Consider the following 19,897-nt stretch of genomic DNA (forward strand, 5'->3'; position numbering starts at 1 on the left):
GGCGGGGCGACGGACAGGCTTGCGGCTCCGCGCCGCGACGGCTAACAACGCGCCGCTGTGCGAACGCTTCACCCCGTAGCCGGGGCTCCCCGCCGCGGGCCTTTGATCTCGCGCCCCCTCGCGGCCGCCGTCGCGGCGCTCGCGGAGGGCCCGCGCGCGCCGCTCGCGGACCTCGCCGATCCTGCGGCGGTCCTGGCCGGGCTCATGGACCTGCACGGGAGCGTCTCGCTCGCGCGCGAGCTCTCGCTCCTCGACCGCCACGCCGCGCCGCCGCCGGCGTCCGGGGGCGCCCGCGCCGAGGTCCGGGCGCTCGCCGCCGATCGCCTCGGCGAGCTCGCGGAGGCGCTCGACCAGGTGTTCGCCGCCCCGTTCCACCGGCGGAACAGGCTCCCCGACGCGGCGGCGGTGCACGCGACCCTGGAGCAGACCGGGCTGCTGCCTGCGCGCGCCGCCCGCGACCGCGGGGGGCGCCCGCTCGCGTCCGCGGTGGGGCAGATCTGGGAGCCGTTCGGAGAGCTCATGGGCCGCCTCCTCGGCCGCATCCGCCTCGATACGCGCGCGCTGCGCGAGGAGCTCGCGCCTTCGCTGCGGGCGCTCGGCCCGGAGGCGGCGCGGCTCGAGCGGCTCGACGCCGCGATCTCCGCCGCGACCCAGAAGCGGCGCGAGCGTGCGCTCGCCGAGCTCGTCCCCGGGCTCTCGCGCGCCTTCGCGCGGGCCTTCCGCGCGGCCGTGGGCGCGCTGCCGGAGGGGGCCGGGCTCGAGGACGTCGCGGGCTGGTTCGGGCAGGAGCAGTGGCTCCTGCGGGAGCTCCAGCGCATGGAGCTCGTGGTCCAGGCGGTGCTCGCGCACGAGGCGGGCCGGCTGCTCTCGCTGGTGGACGGGGCGGCGGCGGCGGGCGCGCCCGCGTAGCTCGCGGGGGGCTTCACGATGCGGCTCGCGACGGCGCGGCAGTGGACGACGCGGATCCTGGTGCTCCTCACCGGCGGGGTCGGCCTCGCCCTGGTGGGGCGGGCGGCGCTCGTCTACCGCGGGGCGGATCCGCTCGCGTACCGCCTCGTGCAGCTCATCGCGCTGGGGCTCGCGCTCGGCACGCTCGAGCTGTTCGTGCGCGCGGGGCGGGCCGCCCGGATCGAGCGCGAGCTCGGCGCGCTGCCGCGGCCGGCGACGCGGGCGGCGATCGAGCAGAGCGGCGCCCCGCTCCGATCGATGCTCGAGGCGCGGATCGCGGGCGCGGCGCTGCCCCCGGCGAGCACGACGTTCGCGTCGTACCTCGTCGGCCTGCTCGTGATGATCGGGCTGCTCGGCACGTTCCTCGGCCTGTTCGAGACGCTGCGGGGGGCCCGCGAGGCGCTGACGCTGAGCGCCGACGTCGACGCGCTGCGGGAGAGCCTGGCCGCGCCCATGCAGGGCCTCTCGCGCGCGTTCGGCACGTCGGCGGCGGGCGTCGCGGCGTCGGGGATGCTCGGGCTCGCCGGCGTGCTCCTGCGCCGGGCCGAGGCGCGGACCGCGGCGGCGCTCCAGGCCTACGCGTCGGGCCCGCTCGCGGCGCTCACGGTGGCGGGGCGGCAGCTCGCGGCGCTGGAGGCGCTCGCGCGGCAGGGCGAGGCGCTCCCCGCCGCGGCGGCGTCGCTCCGCGAGGCCACGGGCCGGCTCGAGCGCCTCGAGGAGCGGCTGCTCGCGGTCCAGGTGGAGGGCGCGCGCCAGGCCGCCGCCTCGTTCGCCGCGGCCGCGGCCGAGGTCCGCGGGGACATCGCCGCGGGCCTCCGGCAGACCGCCGACGTCGCGGCGAGCGTGGTCAGGCCGATCCTGGCGGAGGCGGTGGAGCGCGCTGGCGCGGTCGCGGGCGGCGCGCTGCAGGCGGTCGAGCGGCGCCTCGACGAGGAGGCGCGCGCGCGGCGCGAGGCGGACGTCGCGTCGGCGTCGAGGCTGGAGGGCCAGGCGGAGCGGCTGTCGTCGGTGGTGGGGGAGGCGATCGAGCGGCTGGAGCGAGCGCACGCGGCGCGCGCTGCGGAAGCGGCGAAGCGGCAGGCGGAGCTGGACGCGGAGCGTGCGGCGCACCTGACGGCGCTGGGCGAGACGCTGTCGGGCGCGCTGTCGGAGGCGGCGCGGGCGGCGCAGGCGGCGCCGGAGGCGGCGGCGCGGCTGATCGGGGAGGCGTCGGAGCGGCTGTTGGCGCGCGCGGAGGCGGACGCAGCGCGGGACGTGAGGCTGGACGCGCTGCTGGAGAAGCTGTCGGAGGCGACGGCGGGGATGGCCGGGAGCGCGCGGGAGCAGGCGGAGCGGGTGGCCGCGCTGGCGGAGGCGGCGGAGCGCAGCGGCGCGGAGCGCGAGGCACGCGCCGAGGCGCGCGTGGCCGCGCTGGGCGAGGCGGCGCGGGCGCAGCTGGCGGAGCAGGCGGCGCGGTTGCTGGCGTTCGAGGAGCGGCTCGACGGAGCGCGACGGGAGGCGGCCGACGGGCTCGCCGAGCGGCTCAGCGCCCACGCCCGCGGCCTCGGCGAGAGCCTGGCGCAGCTGGAAGGGGGCGTGGCGTCGCGGCTGGAGCGGATGGAAGAGGGCGTGGCGTCGCGGCTTGCACAGATGGAAGGGGGCGTGGCGTCGCGGCTCGAGCGGATGGAAGAGGGCGCTGCGAAGCGGCTCGAGCGGCTCGACCAGGAGGCTACCGCGCGCCGGCACGAGCTCGAGACGGCGTCGGCGTCGAGGCTGGAGGGCCAGGCGGAGCGGCTGTCGTCGGTGGTGGGGGAGGCGATCGAGCGGCTGGAGCGAGCGCACGCGGCGCGCGCTGCGGAAGCGGCGGAGCGGCAGGCGGAGCTGGACGCGGAGCGTGCGGCGCACCTGACGGCGCTGGGCGAGGCGCTGTCGGGCGCGCTGTCGGAGGCGGCGCGAGCGGCGCAGGCGGCGCCGGAGGCGGCGTCGCGGCTGATCGGGGAGGCGTCGGAGCGGCTGTCGGCGCGTGCGGAGGCGGACGCAGCGCGGGACGTGAGGCTGGACGCGCTGCTGGAGAAGCTGTCGGAGGCGACGGCGGGGATGGCCGGGAGCGCGCGGGAGCAGGCAGAGCGCGTGGCCGCGCTTGCGGAGGCGGCGGAGCGCAGCGGCGCGGAGCGCGAGGCGCGCGAGGAGGCGCGCATGGCGGCGCTGGGCGAGGCGGCGCGGGCGCAGCTGGCGGAGCAGGCGGCGCGGCTGCTGGCGTTCGAGGAGCGGCTCGACGGAGCGCGACGGGAGGCGGCCGACGGGCTCGCCGAGCGGCTCAGCGCCCACGCCCGCGGCCTCGGCGAGAGCCTTGCGCAGCTGGAAGGGGGCGTGGCGTCGCGGCTGGAGCAGCTGGAAGGGGGCGTGGCGTCGCGGCTGGAGCGGATGGAAGAGGGCGCTGCGAAGCGGCTCGCTCGGCTCGACCAGGAGGCTACCGCGCGCCGGCGCGAGCTCGAGACGGCGTCGGCGTCGAGGCTGGAGGGCCAGGCGGAGCGGCTGTCGTCGGTGGTGGGGGAGGCGATCGAGCGGCTGGAGCGAGCGCACGCGGCGCGCGCTGCGGAAGCGGCGAAGCGGCAGGCGGAGCTGGACGCGGAGCGAGCGGCGCACCTGACGGCGCTGGGCGAGGCGCTGTCGGGCGCGCTGTCGGAGGCGGCGCGAGCCGCGCAGGCGGCGCCGGAGGCGGCGTCGCGGCTGATCGGGGAGGCGTCGGAGCGGCTGTCGGCGCGCGCGGAGGCGGACGCAGCGCGGGACGCGCGGCTGGACGCGCTGCTGGAGAAGCTGTCGGAGGCGACGGCGGGGATGGCCGGGAGCGCGCGGGAGCAGGCGGAGCGCGTGGCCGCGCTTGCGGAGGCGGCGGAGCGCAGCGGCGCGGAGCGTGAGGCACGCGCCGAGGCGCGCGTTGCGGCGCTGGGCGAAGCGGCGCGGGTGCAGCTGGCGGAGCAGGCGGCGCGGCTGCTGGCGTTCGAGGAGCGGCTCGACGGAGCGCGACGGGAGGCAGCCGACGGGCTCGCCGAGCGGCTCAGCGCCCACGCCCGCGGCCTCGGCGAGAGCCTCGAGGCAACCGCAGCGGTGGTGCGGGAGGCCTCGGAGCTCGTGCGGGCCGGCGGCGCCGAGATGACGTCTGTGGCGGAAATGTTCACCGTTGCGGTTGACCGTTACCGCGACGCGAGCGATCGCTGGCTGAACAGCCTGGGGGCGATCGAGGACGCGATCGAGCGCCGGGAGCACGGCGAGGCGACGGACCTCCTCGGCGCTTACCTCGACCAGACCCGTGAGGTCTTCGATCACTCGCTGCAGTTCCAGCGCGAGCTCTTCTCCGAGCTGCGGGCGCTGAGGAGCAAGACGAGCTGATGCGCCGCGCCTCGCGTGTGTCGAGCCCTGGTCTCTCGCCCCTCGAGGCCGTGCGCTCGGCGGATCGTGGCGAGATCTCACCGCGTTTGCTGACGTCAGCCGCGAGAGCGAGGCGATGTCCCTGACGCCGGCCGAGGACGATGTCCCCGAGCAGGCGGCGGTCTGGCCGGTCTTCGGCGACCTCATGGCCTGTCTCTTCGGCCTCTTCGTGCTCTTTTTCGTCTGGGCGATCTCGTTTCAGGTCGATCTGGCCCGCGATCTCGCCGCCGAGCGCGCGACCCGCGCGACGGAGCGCGCGCGTCTGGAGGCGCTCGAGCGCGCCCTGGCCGGGCCGCTGGCCGAGGGAAGGATCACCCTGACGGAGGGGCGCATCGGGATCCGCGGCAGCATCCTGTTCGAGCTCAACTCGGCCGAGCTTCAGCCTGCGGGCATCGGGCTGCTCCGCGCGCTGGCCGACCCGCTCAAGGCGTACCTCGAGCATCATGACGAGCTCATCATGGTGAGCGGTTTCACGGACGACCGCCCGCTCACGAGCTCGTCCCGCGGTTATGCCGACAACTGGGAGCTCTCGGCGCAGCGAGCGCTCACGGTGACGCGGGCGCTCGCCGCGGCGGGGGTCCCCGACACGTCGCTGTTCGCGGCGGGCTTCGGAGAGCGGCACCCGGTGGCGCCCAACGACACGAGCGAGAACCGGGCGAAGAACCGCCGGGTGGAGATCTCGCCGATCCCGCGTCGAGGCGCGCCCTGATGACATCCACGTCGGATTTTTCTCCGACAATGCCTTCCCAACCGGGGTTGGCCGCGCCCTCCCAACCCGGGTTGGCCGCGTCCCCCCAACCTGGGTCGTCCCCGTCCCCCCAACCTGGGTCGCCCCCGGCTGACGCGCGCCTCGCCGCCCTGCGGGCGGCCGGCGCCCACCGCTTCGACCCCGCGGGCTACCGCCTCGTCGAGGCGCTCCTCGAGCGCGCTCGCGCCCTCGACGGCGGCGCCCGCGCGCGCCTCGCCGCCCGCGCCTCCGCGCGGCTCGCGGCGCTCGACGCCGCCTTCCAGCGCGCCCGCGCCGACGCCGAGGCCCACCTCCGCGCCCTCGCCGACGCCGGCCTCCCTCACGACGGCGCCCTGGCCGCGGCGCTCGCGCTCGGCGATTTCCCCGCCGTCGTGAGGACAGCGCGCCGCCGCCTGCGCGCGCTCGCCGCCGAGCGCAAGACGACCGCCGTCCCCTCGCTCGCGCGCCTTCGCGGCGAGGTGGCCGCGCGCGACGTGCGCCTCCCCGGGCCGCTCGCGCGCGATCTCGCCGAGCTCCCGTGCGACGGCGACGTCGTCGAGCGCCGGGTGAAGCGGCAGGCCCAGGCCCTCAGCAGCGCGCTGTCCACCGCGCTGTTCCACGAGTCGCTGGTGAGCGCGCGCGCCACGCTCGCCGTCGCGCGCGCGGCCGACAACGTGCCGGAGGACGCCGGCCCCTACAACGCCCAGGTGCTGGCCTCCCGGGCGCTCTGCGCCGCCGAGCGGCTCTCGGAGCACTACCTGCGCGCGCTCGTGGCCGGCCTCCAGGACCTCGGCGCCCTGGCCGCCGCGCTCGAGCCGCAGCCCGAGAAGCCAGCGCGGAAAAAAGCCGCCCCTCGGAACACGAGCGACGCCGCCCCTCGCCGACGGCCGGCCCGGTCCGTCCGAAAAAAAGAATCCCTTTTTCGCGGATCGCGTTAGGTAAGTAGTCCCCATGCTTTGCTCGCCAGGCCGATCGCTCGCTTCCCTCGCGCTCTTCCTGCTCGCCAGCTCCTGCTCGTCCTCGCCCGACAAGGTGCAGAGCGGGCCGCTCACGCCGCCGCTCAAGCAGTGCGGCACCGAGGTGGTCAAGCGCGGCGACGGCTACAACGGCGCGGCGCGCGAGTGCATCTGGCAGGCGTACAGGAACCACGACCCGTCCGAGTTCACGACCACGCGGTACACCATCGAAGGCGATCCCGTCACCTACCGCCTCGAGGTCACGCTCACGGGCGTCGTGGTCGTCGTGAACAGCAAGGATCGCTACGCGCTCCGCGGCGTCTTCCGCCACGAGTGCCGCAACCTCGAGCGCATCATGCAGGAGGGCACCGACGACGGGCGGTTCGGCTTCGCGCTGAGCGCGTGCTCCGGCGGCGGCGCCGACCGGTTCGCGGTCCCGTGACGAGGCCGCCGCGCGCCGGCGTCCCCCGCTCGGCCCGGCGGCCCGGTCGGCTCGCTGTCCCGACGGGAGGCCGCCCCGAAGCCGCGGCAAATCGAGACGTTGGAAACGGAACGGCGACGGGCGCGCAACGTGAGGCGCAATCGCGCACCGTGCCGAGCTCTGCGCGGACGGCCGTCGGCGGGCGCGCCCCGAGGCCTGATCTGGTGGACGCGACCGATCCTTGGCGCGTAGGCTCGCTGGGAGCAGTCGGAGCGGGCGGCAAGATGAGCAGACGAAGCACCCCGTGTCGCGCGATCGGTCCGAGGAAGGCGCCGGAAGGGTGTGGATGACGCGATGACGGAAGACGCGCGCCCGTCGTCCGGCAGTCCGGCAGAGCGTGCCTGCGAGCACGCTGGAGGGCAGCGCCGTGCAGCGTCACCTCGTTTTTGAAGCCGCCGGGATCAGCCATCCTGGCATGGTCCGAGACACGAACGAGGACAGCTTCGCGATCCTCGAGCCCCGGGGGCTGTTCCTCCTGGCCGACGGCATGGGCGGGCGCGCCGCCGGGGAGGTCGCCTCGCGCATGGCGATCGATACGGTGCGTGATTTCTTCGACGATCCGGACTCCACCTGGCCTGTCGCCGTCGGCGTGGGGCCGCCCACGACGCGGGGCTCGGAGGCGCGCTACGTCGATCAGGGGCTCCCCCTGCTCGTCGCGGGCATCCAGCTCGCGAACGGCCGCATCTTCTCCGCCGCGCGCCGCGACCGGGAGAAGCGCGGCATGGGCACCACGATCGCGGCCGTGCTGGCGCGCGACGGCTTCATCGCCGTCGCGCACGTGGGCGATAGCCGCGTATACCGCCTCCGCGATCATCGCCTCGAGCAGCTCACGCGCGATCACTCGCTCGTCAACGAGTGCATCCGGCTCGGCCACCTCCTCCCCGAGCAGGCCAGCTCGTTCCCGCTCCAGCACGTGATCACCCGCGCCCTCGGCACCGACGAGGCGGTCGACGTCGAGACGCGGATCGACGCCATCGAGGGAGGGGATGTCCTCCTGCTCTGCTCAGACGGCCTGTCCGGCGTGGTCTCCGCGCAAGATATCGCAAGTATCCTGGCGACCCAGGCCGATCCGGCCGAGATCGCGTCCCGGCTCGTCAAGCGTGCCAACGAGAACGGTGGCCCCGATAACGTCACCTGCGTTGTCGTGCGCTGGCGCGCTTCGCCCGGCGGCCCGACCAGGCGCTGATCCGCGCGCCCGCGCTGCCGCTCCTGCGGCGTGAGGGCGAGAGCATTGCGCTCAGCCCGCCAGTTTTTCCACGGAACAACGCGCGCCGGGAGGTGCCAGAGAGCGCGCCACCGTGTTAATGGCGGTGGCGAATCCAATGGGCGCGCGAACGAACGGATCCACACACCCGCACTCCATCGAATCCCCGTCCCGGAGCGCGGCGCCGAGCAAGCCGGGGAAGGGCGGCTCACCGGGCGCGCGGCGCGCCGGCCCGGCGGCGACGGAGCTCGATCCTGCGGAGCACCACCGGCCGGCGCTCAAGCTCCTCGACGCGGCGCGCGAGCCGGATTTCATCGAGGTGCTCGGATCGCGGGAGCACAACCTCCGCATCGATCGGCTGGAGGTGCCGAAGCGGAAGCTCGTGGTGTTCACGGGGGTGAGCGGCTCGGGCAAGTCGAGCCTGGCGTTCGACACGCTCTACGCGGAGGGGCAGCGGCGTTACGTCGAGACGCTGAGCTCTTACGCGCGCCAGTTCCTGGGTCAGCTCGAGCGCCCGCAGGTCGAGCACCTGCGCGGCCTGTCGCCGACCATTGCCATCGAGCAGAAGAGCGCGTCGAGCAACCCGCGCTCCACGGTCGGTACGATCACGGAGGTCTACGATTACCTGCGCGTGCTCTATGCGCGCGCCGGCGAGCAGCATTGCCACCTCTGCAGCAAGCCGGTGAAGGCGCAGAGCTCGGAGCAGATCGTCGACGAGCTGCTCGGGATGCCGGAGGGGACGAGGTTCGTGCTGTTCGCGCCGCTCGTGACGCACCGGAAGGGGGAGTTCAAGGACCTGTTCGAGGAGCTCCGGGGCCGCGGCTTCGTGCGGGTCGAGATCGACGGGGCGCAGCACCGGCTCGACGAGCTGCCGAAGCTCGACAAGAAGCTCAAGCACACCATCGCGCTCGTGGTGGACCGGCTTGTCGTGCGGGCGGACGAGCGCCAGCGCATCACGGAGGGGGTCGAGCTCGCGCTCCAGGAGGGTCGAGGCGAGCTCCGGGTCGAGCTCCAGGCCGACGAGGGGGCGTCCGGGAAGCGGCGTCGTCCCGACGCCCCGCTGCTGTTCAGCGCCGCGCGCTCCTGCTGCGGCCAGAGCTTCCCCGAGCTCTCGCCGCAGAGCTTCTCGTTCAACAGCCCGCTCGGCATGTGCGGCGCCTGCAACGGCCTCGGCACCCGCCTCGAGATCGATCCGGCCCTCGTGATCCCGGATCCTGCGCTGTCGATCCGGGAGGGCGCCATCGCCCCCTGGGCGTCGGCCATGGCGCGCGGGGAGGGCTGGACGTTCCGCATCATCGACGCCGTGGCCAAGGCGTGCTCCGTCGACCTCGACGTGCCCTGGCGCAAGCTCGGGGCGAAGAAGCAGGAGATGGTGCTCCATGGCCTCTCCGGCAAGCGCATCGCGGTGACGTGGGGGAAGGAAGGGACCGAGACGCACGGCACCTGGGGCATGAAGTTCGAGGGCGTGATCCCCAGCCTGATGCGCCGGTTCCAGCAGTCGTCGTCCGAGTCGGCGCGGGACGCTTACCGCAAGTTCATGAGCGAGCGTCCGTGCGACGCCTGCGGCTCCCGGCGGATGCGCCCCGAGTCGCTCGCCGTGCGCGTCGCGGCCAAGGGGATCGCCGACGTCACCGCGATGACGGTGAGGGACGCCTACGAGCATTTCGCCCGGCTCGAGCTGCCGGGCAACCGGCAGAAGATCACGGAGGGGGTGCGGCGCGAGATCACGAGCCGGCTCAGCTTTCTCCTGAACGTGGGGCTCGACTACCTGACGCTCGACCGGTCGGGGCCGACGCTGAGCGGCGGCGAGGCGCAGCGCATCCGGCTGGCGAGCCAGCTCGGCAGCGAGCTCTCCGGGGTGATGTACGTGCTTGACGAGCCGAGCATCGGCCTGCACCAGCGGGACAACCAGCGCCTCATCGAGACGCTGCGGCGCCTCAGGGATCTGGGCAACACGGTGCTCGTGGTGGAGCACGACGAGGAGACGATCCGGGCCGCCGACTACGTCGTGGATTTCGGCCCCGGGGCCGGGCACCTCGGCGGCCGGGTGATGGCCGCGGGGACGCCCGAGGAGATCGCGCGTGACCCCGAGAGCGTGACCGGCGCGTACCTGGCGGGGCGCGCGCGCATCGAGGTGCCCGAGGCGCGGCGCGCGCCGCGCGGGTGGCTGGAGATCCTGGGCGCGGCCGAGCACAACCTGAGGAGCATCGACGTCCGCTTCCCGCTCGGCGTGCTGCTCGCGGTGACCGGGGTGAGCGGCGCCGGCAAGAGCTCGCTGGTGAACGGCATCCTCTTGCCGGCGCTGGGCCGGGCGCTCCACCGCAGCACCGAGCCGGTCGGCGCGCACCGCGCGATCCAGGGGCTCGAGGCGCTCGACAAGGTCATCGCGATCGACCAGAAGCCGATCGGCCGCACGCCGCGCTCGAACCCGGGGACGTACACGAAGGCGTTCGACCAGATCCGCGAGATCTTCGCCGAGCTGCCGGAGTCGCGCGCGCGCGGCTACGGCCCGGGGCGGTTCAGCTTCAACGTGAAGGGCGGGCGCTGCGAGGCGTGCAGCGGCGACGGCATGGTGAAGGTGGAGATGCACTTCCTCGCCGACGTCTATGTCCCGTGCGAGGTGTGCGCCGGCAAGCGGTACAGCGCGCAGACGCTCGCGGTGCGGTTCAAGGGCAAGAGCATCGCGGACATCCTCGACACCAGCATCGAGGATTGCCTGCGTCTCTTCGAGCACCACGTCGCGCTGCGCCGCGTCCTCGAGACGCTGGTCGAGGTCGGACTCGGGTACATGAAGATCGGCCAGAGCGCGCCGACGATGAGCGGCGGCGAGGCGCAGCGCGTGAAGCTGAGCCGGGAGCTCGGAAAGAGCCAGACGGGGAGAACGCTCTACGTCCTCGACGAGCCCACGACGGGCCTGCATTTCGAGGACATCCGCAAGCTGCTCGGAGTGCTCCACCGGCTTGTCGACGCGGGGAACACGGTGGTGGTGATCGAGCACAGCCTCGATGTCATCAAGTGCGCGGACTGGGTGATCGATCTCGGGCCCGAGGGCGGCGCAGGCGGCGGACGGGTCATCGCCGAGGGGACGCCGGAGCACGTCGCGAAGGTGAAGGGGTCGTACACAGGGCAGTTCCTTAAGCCCCTTCTCCCCCCTAGGCGTTAACCAAGCCTGGCGCCGCGTTCGCCCACATCCGAACGTGGTCGTGAACGTTTACGTGGTCGTGGTCGTCAACGTTAGGCCGTGAACGACCACGCTCACGTTCACGTTCACGTTCACGTTCACGACCACGACTACGTAAACGTTCACGTTGGTGACCGATGGGGCGAGCTCGTGCGCTGGGTGCACCGGAACGAGCTCGGTTGACGCCGATGCCCTCTTCTCCTGTGCGGCCGCTGGCCGCGCGGGGATGGATCATCTGGGGCAGAGTGGGGCAGAGAACGTCTGCGACGGCTCCTCCCGACGCGCCTGAGACAGACACGTTTGTGATTTGCGTCGCGCGCTGACCATCCATTTCAGAGAAGCGCGATATTCATTGGTGTCGCCCATGACGTATGTATTCGATCGGCTTGCACCGCGCTGCAAAAGCGCGTAGCCGGGATCGATGGACACCAACGTGTCCAGGAGTGCGCGAGCACCCGACCAGCACCTTCAGCAAAAAAGCACCATGATATCTCGCGCCAGCGGGGCTGTCGTACAGGCCCCTGCGCTCGAGATCCGTTGACGGGAGGGCCCATGCAGATCTCGAAGCATGCTCTATTTCTCGGCGTAGGACTCTGGGTGGGCGCCGCCTCCGCGGCGGCGTGCTCCGCCAGCGGCTCGTCGGCGGGCGACCCTCGGCCTGGGACCACCTCCAGCGGCGGCGGCTCGGGCGGTGACGCCGTCGGGTCGATGAGCTCCGGCGGTTTCGGCGACGACATCGGCGCCGGCACCGGGGGCGGCGACGTCGGCCCCGAGCTGGTCGGTGACCCGAAGACGTGCGCGGAGGCCGCCGCGAGCAAGTCCTATATCGGCTGTGACTTCTGGCCCACGGTCACCGCGAACATCGTCTGGTCGATCTTCGACTACGCGGTCGTCGTCGCGAACGCCGGCGACGAGATCGCCGAGGTCGAGGTGACGCGCGCCGGCGCCCCGGTGGCGCGCGCCGAGGTCAAGCCCAACAGCCTGAGCAAGATCTACCTCCCCTGGGTGCGTGAGCTGAAGGGGCCCGACGCCACCCATTGCACCGGAGGAGACTCGATCACGAGCTCCGTCCGCGTCGACGGCGGCGCTTACCACCTCGTCTCGACAAGGCCGGTCACGGTCTATCAATTCAACGCGCTCGAGTACAAGGGAGAGGGCGGCCCGTCCGGGAAGGACTGGTCGTCCTGCCCTGGCAACGAGGCGTGCGCGGCCAACGACGGGGAGCCCTTCGGCTGCTTCTCCTTCACCAACGACGCGTCGCTGCTCCTGCCGAGCACCGCGATGACGGGCAACTACCGCGTCACGGGCCAGCGCGGCTGGGCGCAGGCGGACTTCGGCGGCTACATCGTCATCAGCGCGATCCAGGACGGCACCAGCGTCACCGTGAACGTCGCCCAGGGAGGCTCGGTGGTCGCGGGCGACGGCATCCCCCGGACGAGCGGCGGCGGCAGCTTCACCGTCCAGCTCGACGAGGGGGATGTCGTCGAGGTCCTCGGGCACCCGAGGAGCGACCTCAGCGGCAGCCTCGTCACCGCGACCCGCCCTGTCCAGGTGCTGACGGGCATCCCGTGCGTGCAGGCGCCGGTCGGCCACCAGGCCTGCGACCACATCGAAGAGTCCGTGTTCCCCGCCGAGACGCTGGGCAAGCGGTACTTCGTGACGGTCCCGACGTCGCCGGGCGGCCGCGTCATCGGCCACATCGTGCGCCTCTACGGCAACGTCGATGGCACGGCGCTGACGTACCCGTCCGGCAAGCCAGACGGCGCGCCGACCACCATCGACGCTGGCCAGGTCGTCGACCTCGACGTGGTGAGGCGGGATTTCGAGGTCGTGGGAGATCACGAGTTCGCGGTCAGCACGTTCATGCTGGGCGCCGAGATCGTCGACGCGGACACCGAGCCTCGCCAGAAGGGCGATCCGTCGCAGAGCCACCCCACCGCGGTCGAGCAGTACCGCTCCAAGTACGTCTTCCTCGCGCCGAGCGACTACGATGAGAGCTACGTCGACATCATCCAGCCGCTCGACGCCACGATCACGCTCGACGCCGCCGCCGTCGGCGTCGCCCCGACCCCGATCGGCAGCGGCTCCGGCTTCGGTGTCGCGCGTGTCCGGCTCGGCCCCGGCAACGGCGGCGCGCACGTGCTGACCGCCTCGGCGCCCGTCGGCATCCAGGTGCTCGGCTACGGCGCCTACACGAGCTACCAGTACCCAGGCGGGCTCAATCTCGTCGTCATCGCGCCCCCGCCGCCCCCGCCCCGCTGACCCCGCGCGCGCCGCGCTGGTTGTCTTTCCCGGTCTCCTGAACTAGCACCCTCGCATGACGGACGAGCCGCGCTCCTCGGCACGTCGCGCCCGCCGCGCCGCGCTCTTCGTCGTCCTGGCCAGCCTCGCGTTCGCCGCGAGCGGCCCGCTCGCCCGCTACGCGCGCCCGGTCCACCCGCTCGCCATCGCCTTTGGCCGGGTCGCCCTCGCGGCGCTCGCGCTCTCCCTGCTCGACCTGCGCGCGATCGCCCGCTCGGCTGCCCGCCTCTCGCCGCGCCAGGGCGCCGCCGTCCTCTGCGCCGGCCTCCTGCTCGCCGTCCACTTCGCGCTCTTCCTCTGGGGGCTCGACCGCACGTCCCTCGCCGCGGCGCTCTCGCTCGTCTCGCTCGAGCCGCTCGCCGTCGTGCTCTGCGCGTGGGCGTTCTTCGGCGTCCGCCCCACGCGCTCCGAGCAGGCGGGGGTGCTCCTCGCCACCGTCGGCGCGCTCGTCGTCGGGCGCTCGGCCGGCGCCGGCGATCACCGGCTCTCGGGCGACCTCCTGGTCGTCGGCGCCACCCTCCTCTACGGCCTCTACGTGTCCTTCGCGCGCGGGCTCCGGGACGCGCTGCCGGCGCGCAGCTACGCCGCCCTCGTCTACGGCAGCGCCGCCGTCTTCCTCGCCGTGGCGCTCCCGTTCGCGCCCGGCGCGCTCGAGGGCGTCGCCCCGCCGCCGGCCCACGCCGCCGTCGCCATCGTCGCGCTCGCGCTCGTCCCCACCGTCGTCGGCCACACCGCGGTCCAGATCGCGGCGCGCAGCATGTCCCCGTCCATCGTCGCGCTCGTGTCCCCCGGCGAGACGCTCGGCGGGATCGTCATCGGCGCCCTGTGGCTCCACGCCACCCCGACCGCGCTCGAGATCGCGGGCGCCGCGATCATCCTCCTCGGCGCCACCGTCGCGATCCTCGGGTCGAGCTCGTCCGCGGCCACGAGCGCAGGCTGACGGGCCCCCTCCGGCGCGGCGTGCAGCCGTGACAGCGTATGTCCGTGCAGCGATCGCGCCGAGCGCTCACCAGCTCTGCTGGGACAGAGTTTGAACAGGGAGGCGAGGAGACAGGGCGTATTTGAAGATCTCCTCCCCGTCTCCTCGCCTCCCTGTGAATCTCCGACGAATCCAAGGGGATGCCTCAGGAGTTTGCCCGCGCGCGCCGCTCCGGTCGGACTCCGCGCCACGAACACAGGGATCTGGCGGGAGAGCCGCCCGCGCGCGCTTGACGGTCGATGATTCGAAAGAACGCTTCGCCCATGTACGGTGGGCTGTTTCGAAACATCCTGTTCCCGTTCTACGAGACCCGTTTGATGGGCAGGGAGACCCTGAAAGACCTGGAGCGGATAGAGCGCTCCCAGTGGCGATCGGAGAATGAGATTCGCGATCTCAGCTTCCGGCGGATGCTCGCCGCGCTCCAGTTCGCCGAGCAGCACGTCCCGTTCTACCGGGCGCGCTTCGCCGAGCACGGCGTGCGCGCCGCCTCGGTGAAGGCGCCGGAGGACCTCCTGCGGTTCCCCGTCCTCACGAGGGCCGACCTCCGCGCCCACGGGCAGGACCTCCTCGCCGAGGGCTTCGTCGGCCGGCTCTATGCGAGCGGCACGGGCGGGTCGACGGGGGAGCCGGTGCAGTTCCGCTTCGATCACCGCACCTACGAGCGCCGCATCGCGGCCGCCATGCGGTCCGACGGGTGGGCGGGCGCCCGGCTCGGCGACCGGGAGCTCCACCTGTGGAGCACCGTGCTGGTCAGCGAGACGCTCGCGAAGAAGGCCAAGCGCTCCCTTCACGAGGCCATCCTCCGCAAGAAGATGATCTCCGCCTTCGACCTGTCCGACCGGCGCCTCGCCGCGTTGCTCGACGAGATCGCGCGGTACCGGCCGCAGCTCATCGTCGGGTACGCGAGCGCCCTGTACCACGCGGCGCGCTACGCGCTCTCGGACGGCCGCGCGCTCCCCGCGCCGCGCGGCATCGTCACCAGCGCCGAGCGGCTGTTCGCGCACCAGCGCGAGGCCATCGAGCGCGCGTTCGGCGCGCCGGTGTTCGATCGGTACGGCTGCCGGGAGCTCATGCTGATCGCCGCCGAGTGCGGACGGCACGCCGGCAAGCACATCAACATGGAGAACGTGTTCGTCGAGCTGCTCCACGACGGGCGCCACGCCCTCCCCGGCGAGCCCGGCGAGGTCGTCGTGACCGACCTCGTCTGCCGCTCGATGCCGCTCATCCGCTACAAGAACCAGGACGTCGCGATCGCCGCCGGCGCGCCGTGCGCGTGCGGCCGCGGGCTGCCGATGCTCGCCTCCGTCGAGGGCCGCGTCCTCGACCTGCTCGTCGGCCCCGATGGCGAGCTGCTCGCCGGGGAGTTCTTCCCGCACCTCATCAAGGACCAGCCGACGATCGCCCGCTACCAGGTCCACCAGGACCGGCGGCGCGCGCTCACGGTCAAGCTCGTGCCGGGCAAGGGCTTCCAGCCCGAGACCGCGCGGCTCATCGAGCGCCTCGTCCGGCAGCACCTGGGCGAGCGCGCGGAGGTCTGCGTCCAGATCGTCGACGACATCCCCCTCACGAGCGGCGGCAAGCACCGGGTCACCCTCTCCGAGGTCCCCGTCCAGCTGGGCCGGGGGCGCGCAGCGTGAGCGTCGCCGGGGTCGCGCGCGGGCCTGTCGCGCCCGACCCCGGCCACGCCCCCCGGCGGCGCGTGGGCCTGTCGCGCCCGACCCCGGCGGCGCCTCCCGGCGGCGCGCGGCCGCCGGGAGGCTCGAGCGGCGCCGGCGCCGGCCGCACCGCGCGCCGCGCTCACGGTCACAGCGCGCTTTCTACAGATCTGCTGGAGTCGCCTGGTGGCTGGGGTGCGGCGGCCTGCTCACCCGGCACGCTGCTCGGCGCGTGGCCTCCCCGAAGCGCTGGCGGAGCCGCGCGGTCCGGGGTATTGGGCAGAGCAGTACGATGTCCGACGTGCAGAGACCGCTCCCGCCGAAAAAGGACGTCGCGCTGGCCCTCCTCGAGCGAGAGCCGAGCGTGTTCATCCACCTCGATCCGCGCCGGCCCGGTGTCTCCGTCCCCAAGTGGTTCACGGGGCAGCCGCAGCTGATCCTCCAGGTCGGCATGAACATGGCGATCGCCATCCCCGACCTCAAGGTGGACGACGACGGGATCAGCTGCACCCTGTCGTTCAACCGCGCGCCGTTCTGGTGCCGCTTGCCTTGGCACGCGATCTGGGCGCTCGTGAGCGAGGACCAGCGCGGCATGGTGTGGCCCGAGGACATCCCGGCCGATCTCGCCGCGCAGAAGCAGCAGCGCCCCGCCGTCGCCCCGCCGCAGAAGCCCGCCAAGCGGCCGCGCCCCCGGCTCGCCGCCGTCGCGCCCCCCAGCGGCGACGACGAGCGGAGCGACGAGGCGGCGGACGAGGCGCGGGCGCGCGACAGGGCGCGCCCGCAGCTCGAGCCCGTGGAGGCCGGCGAGCGCCTCGGCGCGGGCGAGGCCCCGGCGCGGGACGCCGGCGCGCCCGTGAGGGCGCTCGCGCCGGTGCCGGCGCCGGCCCTCGCGCCGGTGCGATCCACCGAGGAGCGCGAAGACGACGAATCGGGTGGCTCCGGTGAGCCCGAGCCCAAGCCTCGCCAAGGGGCGGGCAAGCCGAAGCGGGAACTGCCCCCCTATTTGCGGGTCATCAAGTAACGCCACTGACGCTACTGCTTGACGGTGCCGCGCGGCCATTCCAACTCTGGCCGGCCATGCCTCGACCGTTGCAGCGCGTCCTGACTGCGCTCCTGCTCCTCGGCGTCGTCGTCGCCCTCGAGTTCGGCTTCGAGACCCTCTTGCCGGACGCTGCCTGGCGTCAGCTCGCCCTGTTCGCGATGGTCAACGTCATCGCGGCGCTCTCGCTCAACGTCATCAACGGCATGGCCGGCCAGTTCTCGATCGGCCACGCAGGCTTCGTCGGGATCGGCGCGTACACCGGGGCGGTCGTGGCCGGCAACCTGCACCAGCACCTCGGCGGCGGCGACCCGCTCTTCGGCAACTCGTTCGTCGTGATGCCCGCGGCGCTGCTCGCGTCCGGGCTCGTCGCGGCGCTCTTCGGCCTCGTGGTCGGCCTGCCGAGCCTCCGGCTGCGCGGCGACTACCTCGCCATCGTGACCCTCGGGTTCGCCGAGATCTTCCGCCTGACGATCGCGACGGCGACGACCGGCGGCCCCGACCAGGGGGCGATCGGCAAGCTCCTCGGGGCGCTCGGCGGCCCGATCGGCTACGCCGGCCCCGACGACACCGGCGTGCCGCAGTACGCCGGCCCGTTCTGGATCTTCGGCGCCGTCGTGCTCGCGACGATCCTCGCCTGGCGGCTGAAGTTCTCCGGCTGGGGCCGCGCGCTGCGCGCGCTCCGCGAGGACGAGATCGCCTCCGCCGCGGTGGGCGTCGATCCGACGCGCTACAAGGTCACGTCGTTCGTCATCTCCGCCGCCGGCGGCGGCATCGCCGGCGCCCTGCTCTCGTCGATGCGCGACGGCAACCCCACCGTCCAGCCGGACCAGTTCACGTTCAACTACTCGTTCGACGCCATCACGATGGTGATCCTCGGCGGCTCGGGCAGCGTCTCCGGGGCGATCCTCGGCGGCGTGTTCGTGACCTTCACGGTGAAGCTCATCGAGCAGCTGCAGGGCCTCGACAGCGTCCTCGCGCTGAAGGCGGCCTACCCCGCGCTCGATCTGAACGCCCTCAGGATGGTGATCTACGCGGCCATCCTCATCGGGCTGATGGTCCTCCGCCCCGAGGGGCTGTTCGGCGAGCGCGAGCTCTTCGGCCGGCGCTGGTCGCGCAGGAGGCGCTTCCCGGTGGGCCCGGCCGAGCCCGTCCCCGCCACGACCGGCGTGGAGGCGGGCGCCGGGCACGAGGGCGCGCTGCCCGGCCCAGGCGCGCCGCCCGATGAGCCGCCGCCCGGCATCACCGTGGGTCGCGAGGGCAAGGCGGCCGGGAGGGACCTCGAGTGAACCTCGATCTGAAGCACGTGACCAAGCGGTTCGGCGGCCTGCGGGCGGTCGGCGACGTCTCCTTCTCCGTGCCCGAGCGCTCGATCTTCGGGCTCATCGGCCCGAACGGCGCGGGCAAGACGACGGTGTTCAACCTGATCACCGGCGTCTACAAGCACGACGAGGGCGCGATCCGCTTCGGCGGGACCGACCTCGCGCCGCTCCGGCCGAGCCAGATCGCGCGCCTCGGCATCGCCCGCACGTTCCAGAACATCCGCCTCTTCGGCCAGCTCACGGTGCTCGAGAACGTGCTCGTCGCCTGCGAGAACCTGCGGAGATCCACGCTCGCCGCCGCCCTCTTGCGCTCGCCGTTCTTCTACAAGGACGAGCAGGAGATGACCGAGCGCGCCCTCTCGCTGCTCTCGGTGTTCAAGCTGGAGGACATGGCCGACGAGATCTCGACGTCGCTCTCGTACGGCAACCAGCGCCGCCTCGAGATCGCCCGGGCGATGATGCTCAAGCCGAGGCTGCTCCTGCTCGACGAGCCGGCGGCGGGCATGAACTACGGCGAGGCCGAGGGGCTCAAGCAGCAGATCCGCTGGCTGCGCGACACCTTCGACATCACGGTCGTGCTGGTCGAGCACAACATGCAGGTCGTGATGGGGGTGTGCGAGGAGATCCACGTCCTCGATCACGGCGAGACCATCTCGCACGGCACCCCGGAGGTCGTGCGCAGGGACCCGAAGGTCCTCGCCGCGTACCTGGGCGAGGAGATCGACGACGAGGCGGCCGGCGCGGCGGCGGAGGAGCCCGCATGAAGACATCGCATCCGACGCGGCAGCCCCCCTCGGTGGCCCCCGGCGACCCCCTGCTCGTCGTCGACGATCTCGCCGTCAGCTACGGCGGCATCAAGGCGCTCAAGGGCGTCAGCCTCGAGGTGCGGCGCGGCGAGATCGTGGCGATGATCGGCGCGAACGGCGCCGGCAAGACGACCACGCTGAAGACGATCGTCCGCCTCCTCCCGATCGCCTCCGGCCGCATCCGCTACGACGGCAAGGACCTCGCGTCCGTCTCGACGGAGGAGCTCGTCGCGGCCGGCATCTCGCTCGTCCCGGAGGGGCGCGCGATCTTCTCGAACCTCAGCGTCCGCGAGAACCTCGAGCTCGGCGCGTGGTGCCACAAGCACGGCCCCACCATGGCGGAGACCGTCGACGACGTGGTGAAGCTCTTCCCCCGGCTGGGCGAGCGCATGCACCAGCACGGCGGCACGCTCTCCGGCGGCGAGCAGCAGATGCTCGCGATCGGCCGCGCCATGATGGCGCGCCCCGCCATGCTGCTCCTCGACGAGCCCTCGCTCGGCATCGCGCCGCGGCTCGTCGCGGACATCTTCGAGTCGATCGCCAAGATCGCGGCGTCGGGAACAACCGTACTCCTCGTCGAGCAGAATACCCGACTGGCGCTCAAGTACTCGACGCGCGCCTACGTGCTCCGTACTGGGCAGATCGCCATGAGCGGCGAGTCGAAGGACCTCGCGGCGAACGAAGAGATCCGCGCGGCCTACCTCGGCGGCTGATCCCGCTCCCGCGCCGCTGCGCGCCGGCGCTGCGCGATTCCCCGAGCGGGTCGCAGACGGGCCCTCGCGGAACACGGCGGAACACAGCGGATCAGAAAAGAAACAGGCAGAGAGCGCTGGTGTTTCAAGCGCGTATCAACGCATCGCGTGATGCGCTGAGGTGCGATTGATATCGCT

General features: G+C 73.1%; 15 protein-coding genes. 14 read left to right on the forward strand and 1 reads right to left on the reverse strand.

Annotated features, from left to right (window positions below):
• Nucleotides 1-102: 102 nt before the first annotated feature.
• From WMF11_RS47830 to uvrA, 7 genes are all read left to right on the forward strand, one after another.
• Complete coding sequence (locus WMF11_RS47830; protein WP_437905700.1) at nt 103-909, forward strand: hypothetical protein; 807 nt, start codon at nt 103-105, stop codon at nt 907-909.
• A gap of 18 nt (nt 910-927) precedes the next feature.
• Nucleotides 928-4,317: a hypothetical protein gene (locus WMF11_RS47835; protein ID WP_437975527.1), complete on the forward strand. Its 3,390-nt coding sequence runs from the start codon at nt 928-930 to the stop codon at nt 4,315-4,317.
• Nucleotides 4,318-4,432: 115 nt separating this feature from the next.
• On the forward strand, nt 4,433-5,065 hold the full coding sequence (locus WMF11_RS47840; protein ID WP_437975528.1) for an OmpA family protein: 633 nt from the start codon (nt 4,433-4,435) through the stop codon (nt 5,063-5,065).
• Between the two features lie 71 nt (nt 5,066-5,136).
• Entirely contained in the window at nt 5,137-6,021 is an 885-nt protein-coding gene (locus tag WMF11_RS47845; protein WP_437905703.1) for a DUF2894 domain-containing protein, read from the forward strand.
• Between the two features lie 13 nt (nt 6,022-6,034).
• Nucleotides 6,035-6,481, forward strand: coding sequence for a hypothetical protein (locus WMF11_RS47850; RefSeq protein WP_437547474.1), 447 nt, complete (start codon nt 6,035-6,037; stop codon nt 6,479-6,481).
• Nucleotides 6,482-6,935: 454 nt separating this feature from the next.
• On the forward strand, nt 6,936-7,706 hold the full coding sequence (locus WMF11_RS47855) for a PP2C family protein-serine/threonine phosphatase (protein WP_437975529.1): 771 nt from the start codon (nt 6,936-6,938) through the stop codon (nt 7,704-7,706).
• Nucleotides 7,707-7,842: 136 nt separating this feature from the next.
• A complete protein-coding gene (gene uvrA, locus WMF11_RS47860) occupies nt 7,843-10,887 on the forward strand; it encodes an excinuclease ABC subunit UvrA (protein WP_437975530.1) in 3,045 nt (1,014 codons plus the stop codon).
• Nucleotides 10,888-10,935: 48 nt separating this feature from the next.
• Here uvrA and WMF11_RS47865 read toward each other — a convergent pair whose 3' ends face one another.
• Complete coding sequence (locus WMF11_RS47865; protein WP_437975531.1) at nt 10,936-11,070, reverse strand: hypothetical protein; 135 nt, start codon at nt 11,068-11,070, stop codon at nt 10,936-10,938.
• A gap of 387 nt (nt 11,071-11,457) precedes the next feature.
• On the opposite strand from WMF11_RS47865, the gene WMF11_RS47870 reads away from it, so the two are divergent.
• From WMF11_RS47870 to WMF11_RS47900, 7 genes are all read left to right on the forward strand, one after another.
• Nucleotides 11,458-13,167 (forward strand): IgGFc-binding protein, encoded by a 1,710-nt coding sequence (locus WMF11_RS47870; RefSeq protein ID WP_437975532.1) that lies wholly within the window; start codon nt 11,458-11,460, stop codon nt 13,165-13,167.
• Nucleotides 13,168-13,222: 55 nt separating this feature from the next.
• On the forward strand, nt 13,223-14,146 hold the full coding sequence (locus WMF11_RS47875; RefSeq protein WP_437975533.1) for a DMT family transporter: 924 nt from the start codon (nt 13,223-13,225) through the stop codon (nt 14,144-14,146).
• Nucleotides 14,147-14,448: 302 nt separating this feature from the next.
• A complete protein-coding gene (locus WMF11_RS47880; RefSeq protein WP_437905708.1) occupies nt 14,449-15,822 on the forward strand; it encodes a phenylacetate--CoA ligase family protein in 1,374 nt (457 codons plus the stop codon).
• A 310-nt stretch (nt 15,823-16,132) separates the two neighbouring features.
• Nucleotides 16,133-16,861 (forward strand): ClpXP protease specificity-enhancing factor SspB, encoded by a 729-nt coding sequence (locus tag WMF11_RS47885; RefSeq protein WP_437975534.1) that lies wholly within the window; start codon nt 16,133-16,135, stop codon nt 16,859-16,861.
• A gap of 56 nt (nt 16,862-16,917) precedes the next feature.
• A complete protein-coding gene (locus WMF11_RS47890; protein WP_437975535.1) occupies nt 16,918-18,168 on the forward strand; it encodes a branched-chain amino acid ABC transporter permease in 1,251 nt (416 codons plus the stop codon).
• On the forward strand, nt 18,165-18,965 hold the full coding sequence (locus tag WMF11_RS47895; RefSeq protein WP_437547482.1) for an ABC transporter ATP-binding protein: 801 nt from the start codon (nt 18,165-18,167) through the stop codon (nt 18,963-18,965). Before WMF11_RS47890 ends, WMF11_RS47895 begins: the two co-directional genes overlap by 4 nt.
• Nucleotides 18,962-19,720: an ABC transporter ATP-binding protein gene (locus WMF11_RS47900; protein WP_437547483.1), complete on the forward strand. Its 759-nt coding sequence runs from the start codon at nt 18,962-18,964 to the stop codon at nt 19,718-19,720. Before WMF11_RS47895 ends, WMF11_RS47900 begins: the two co-directional genes overlap by 4 nt.
• The last annotated feature ends 177 nt before the right edge of the window (nt 19,721-19,897 follow it).

The sequence above is a fragment of the Sorangium sp. So ce295 genome (genome assembly GCF_051527405.1).
Classification (GTDB): Bacteria; Myxococcota_A; Polyangia; order Polyangiales; family Polyangiaceae; genus Sorangium; species Sorangium cellulosum_B.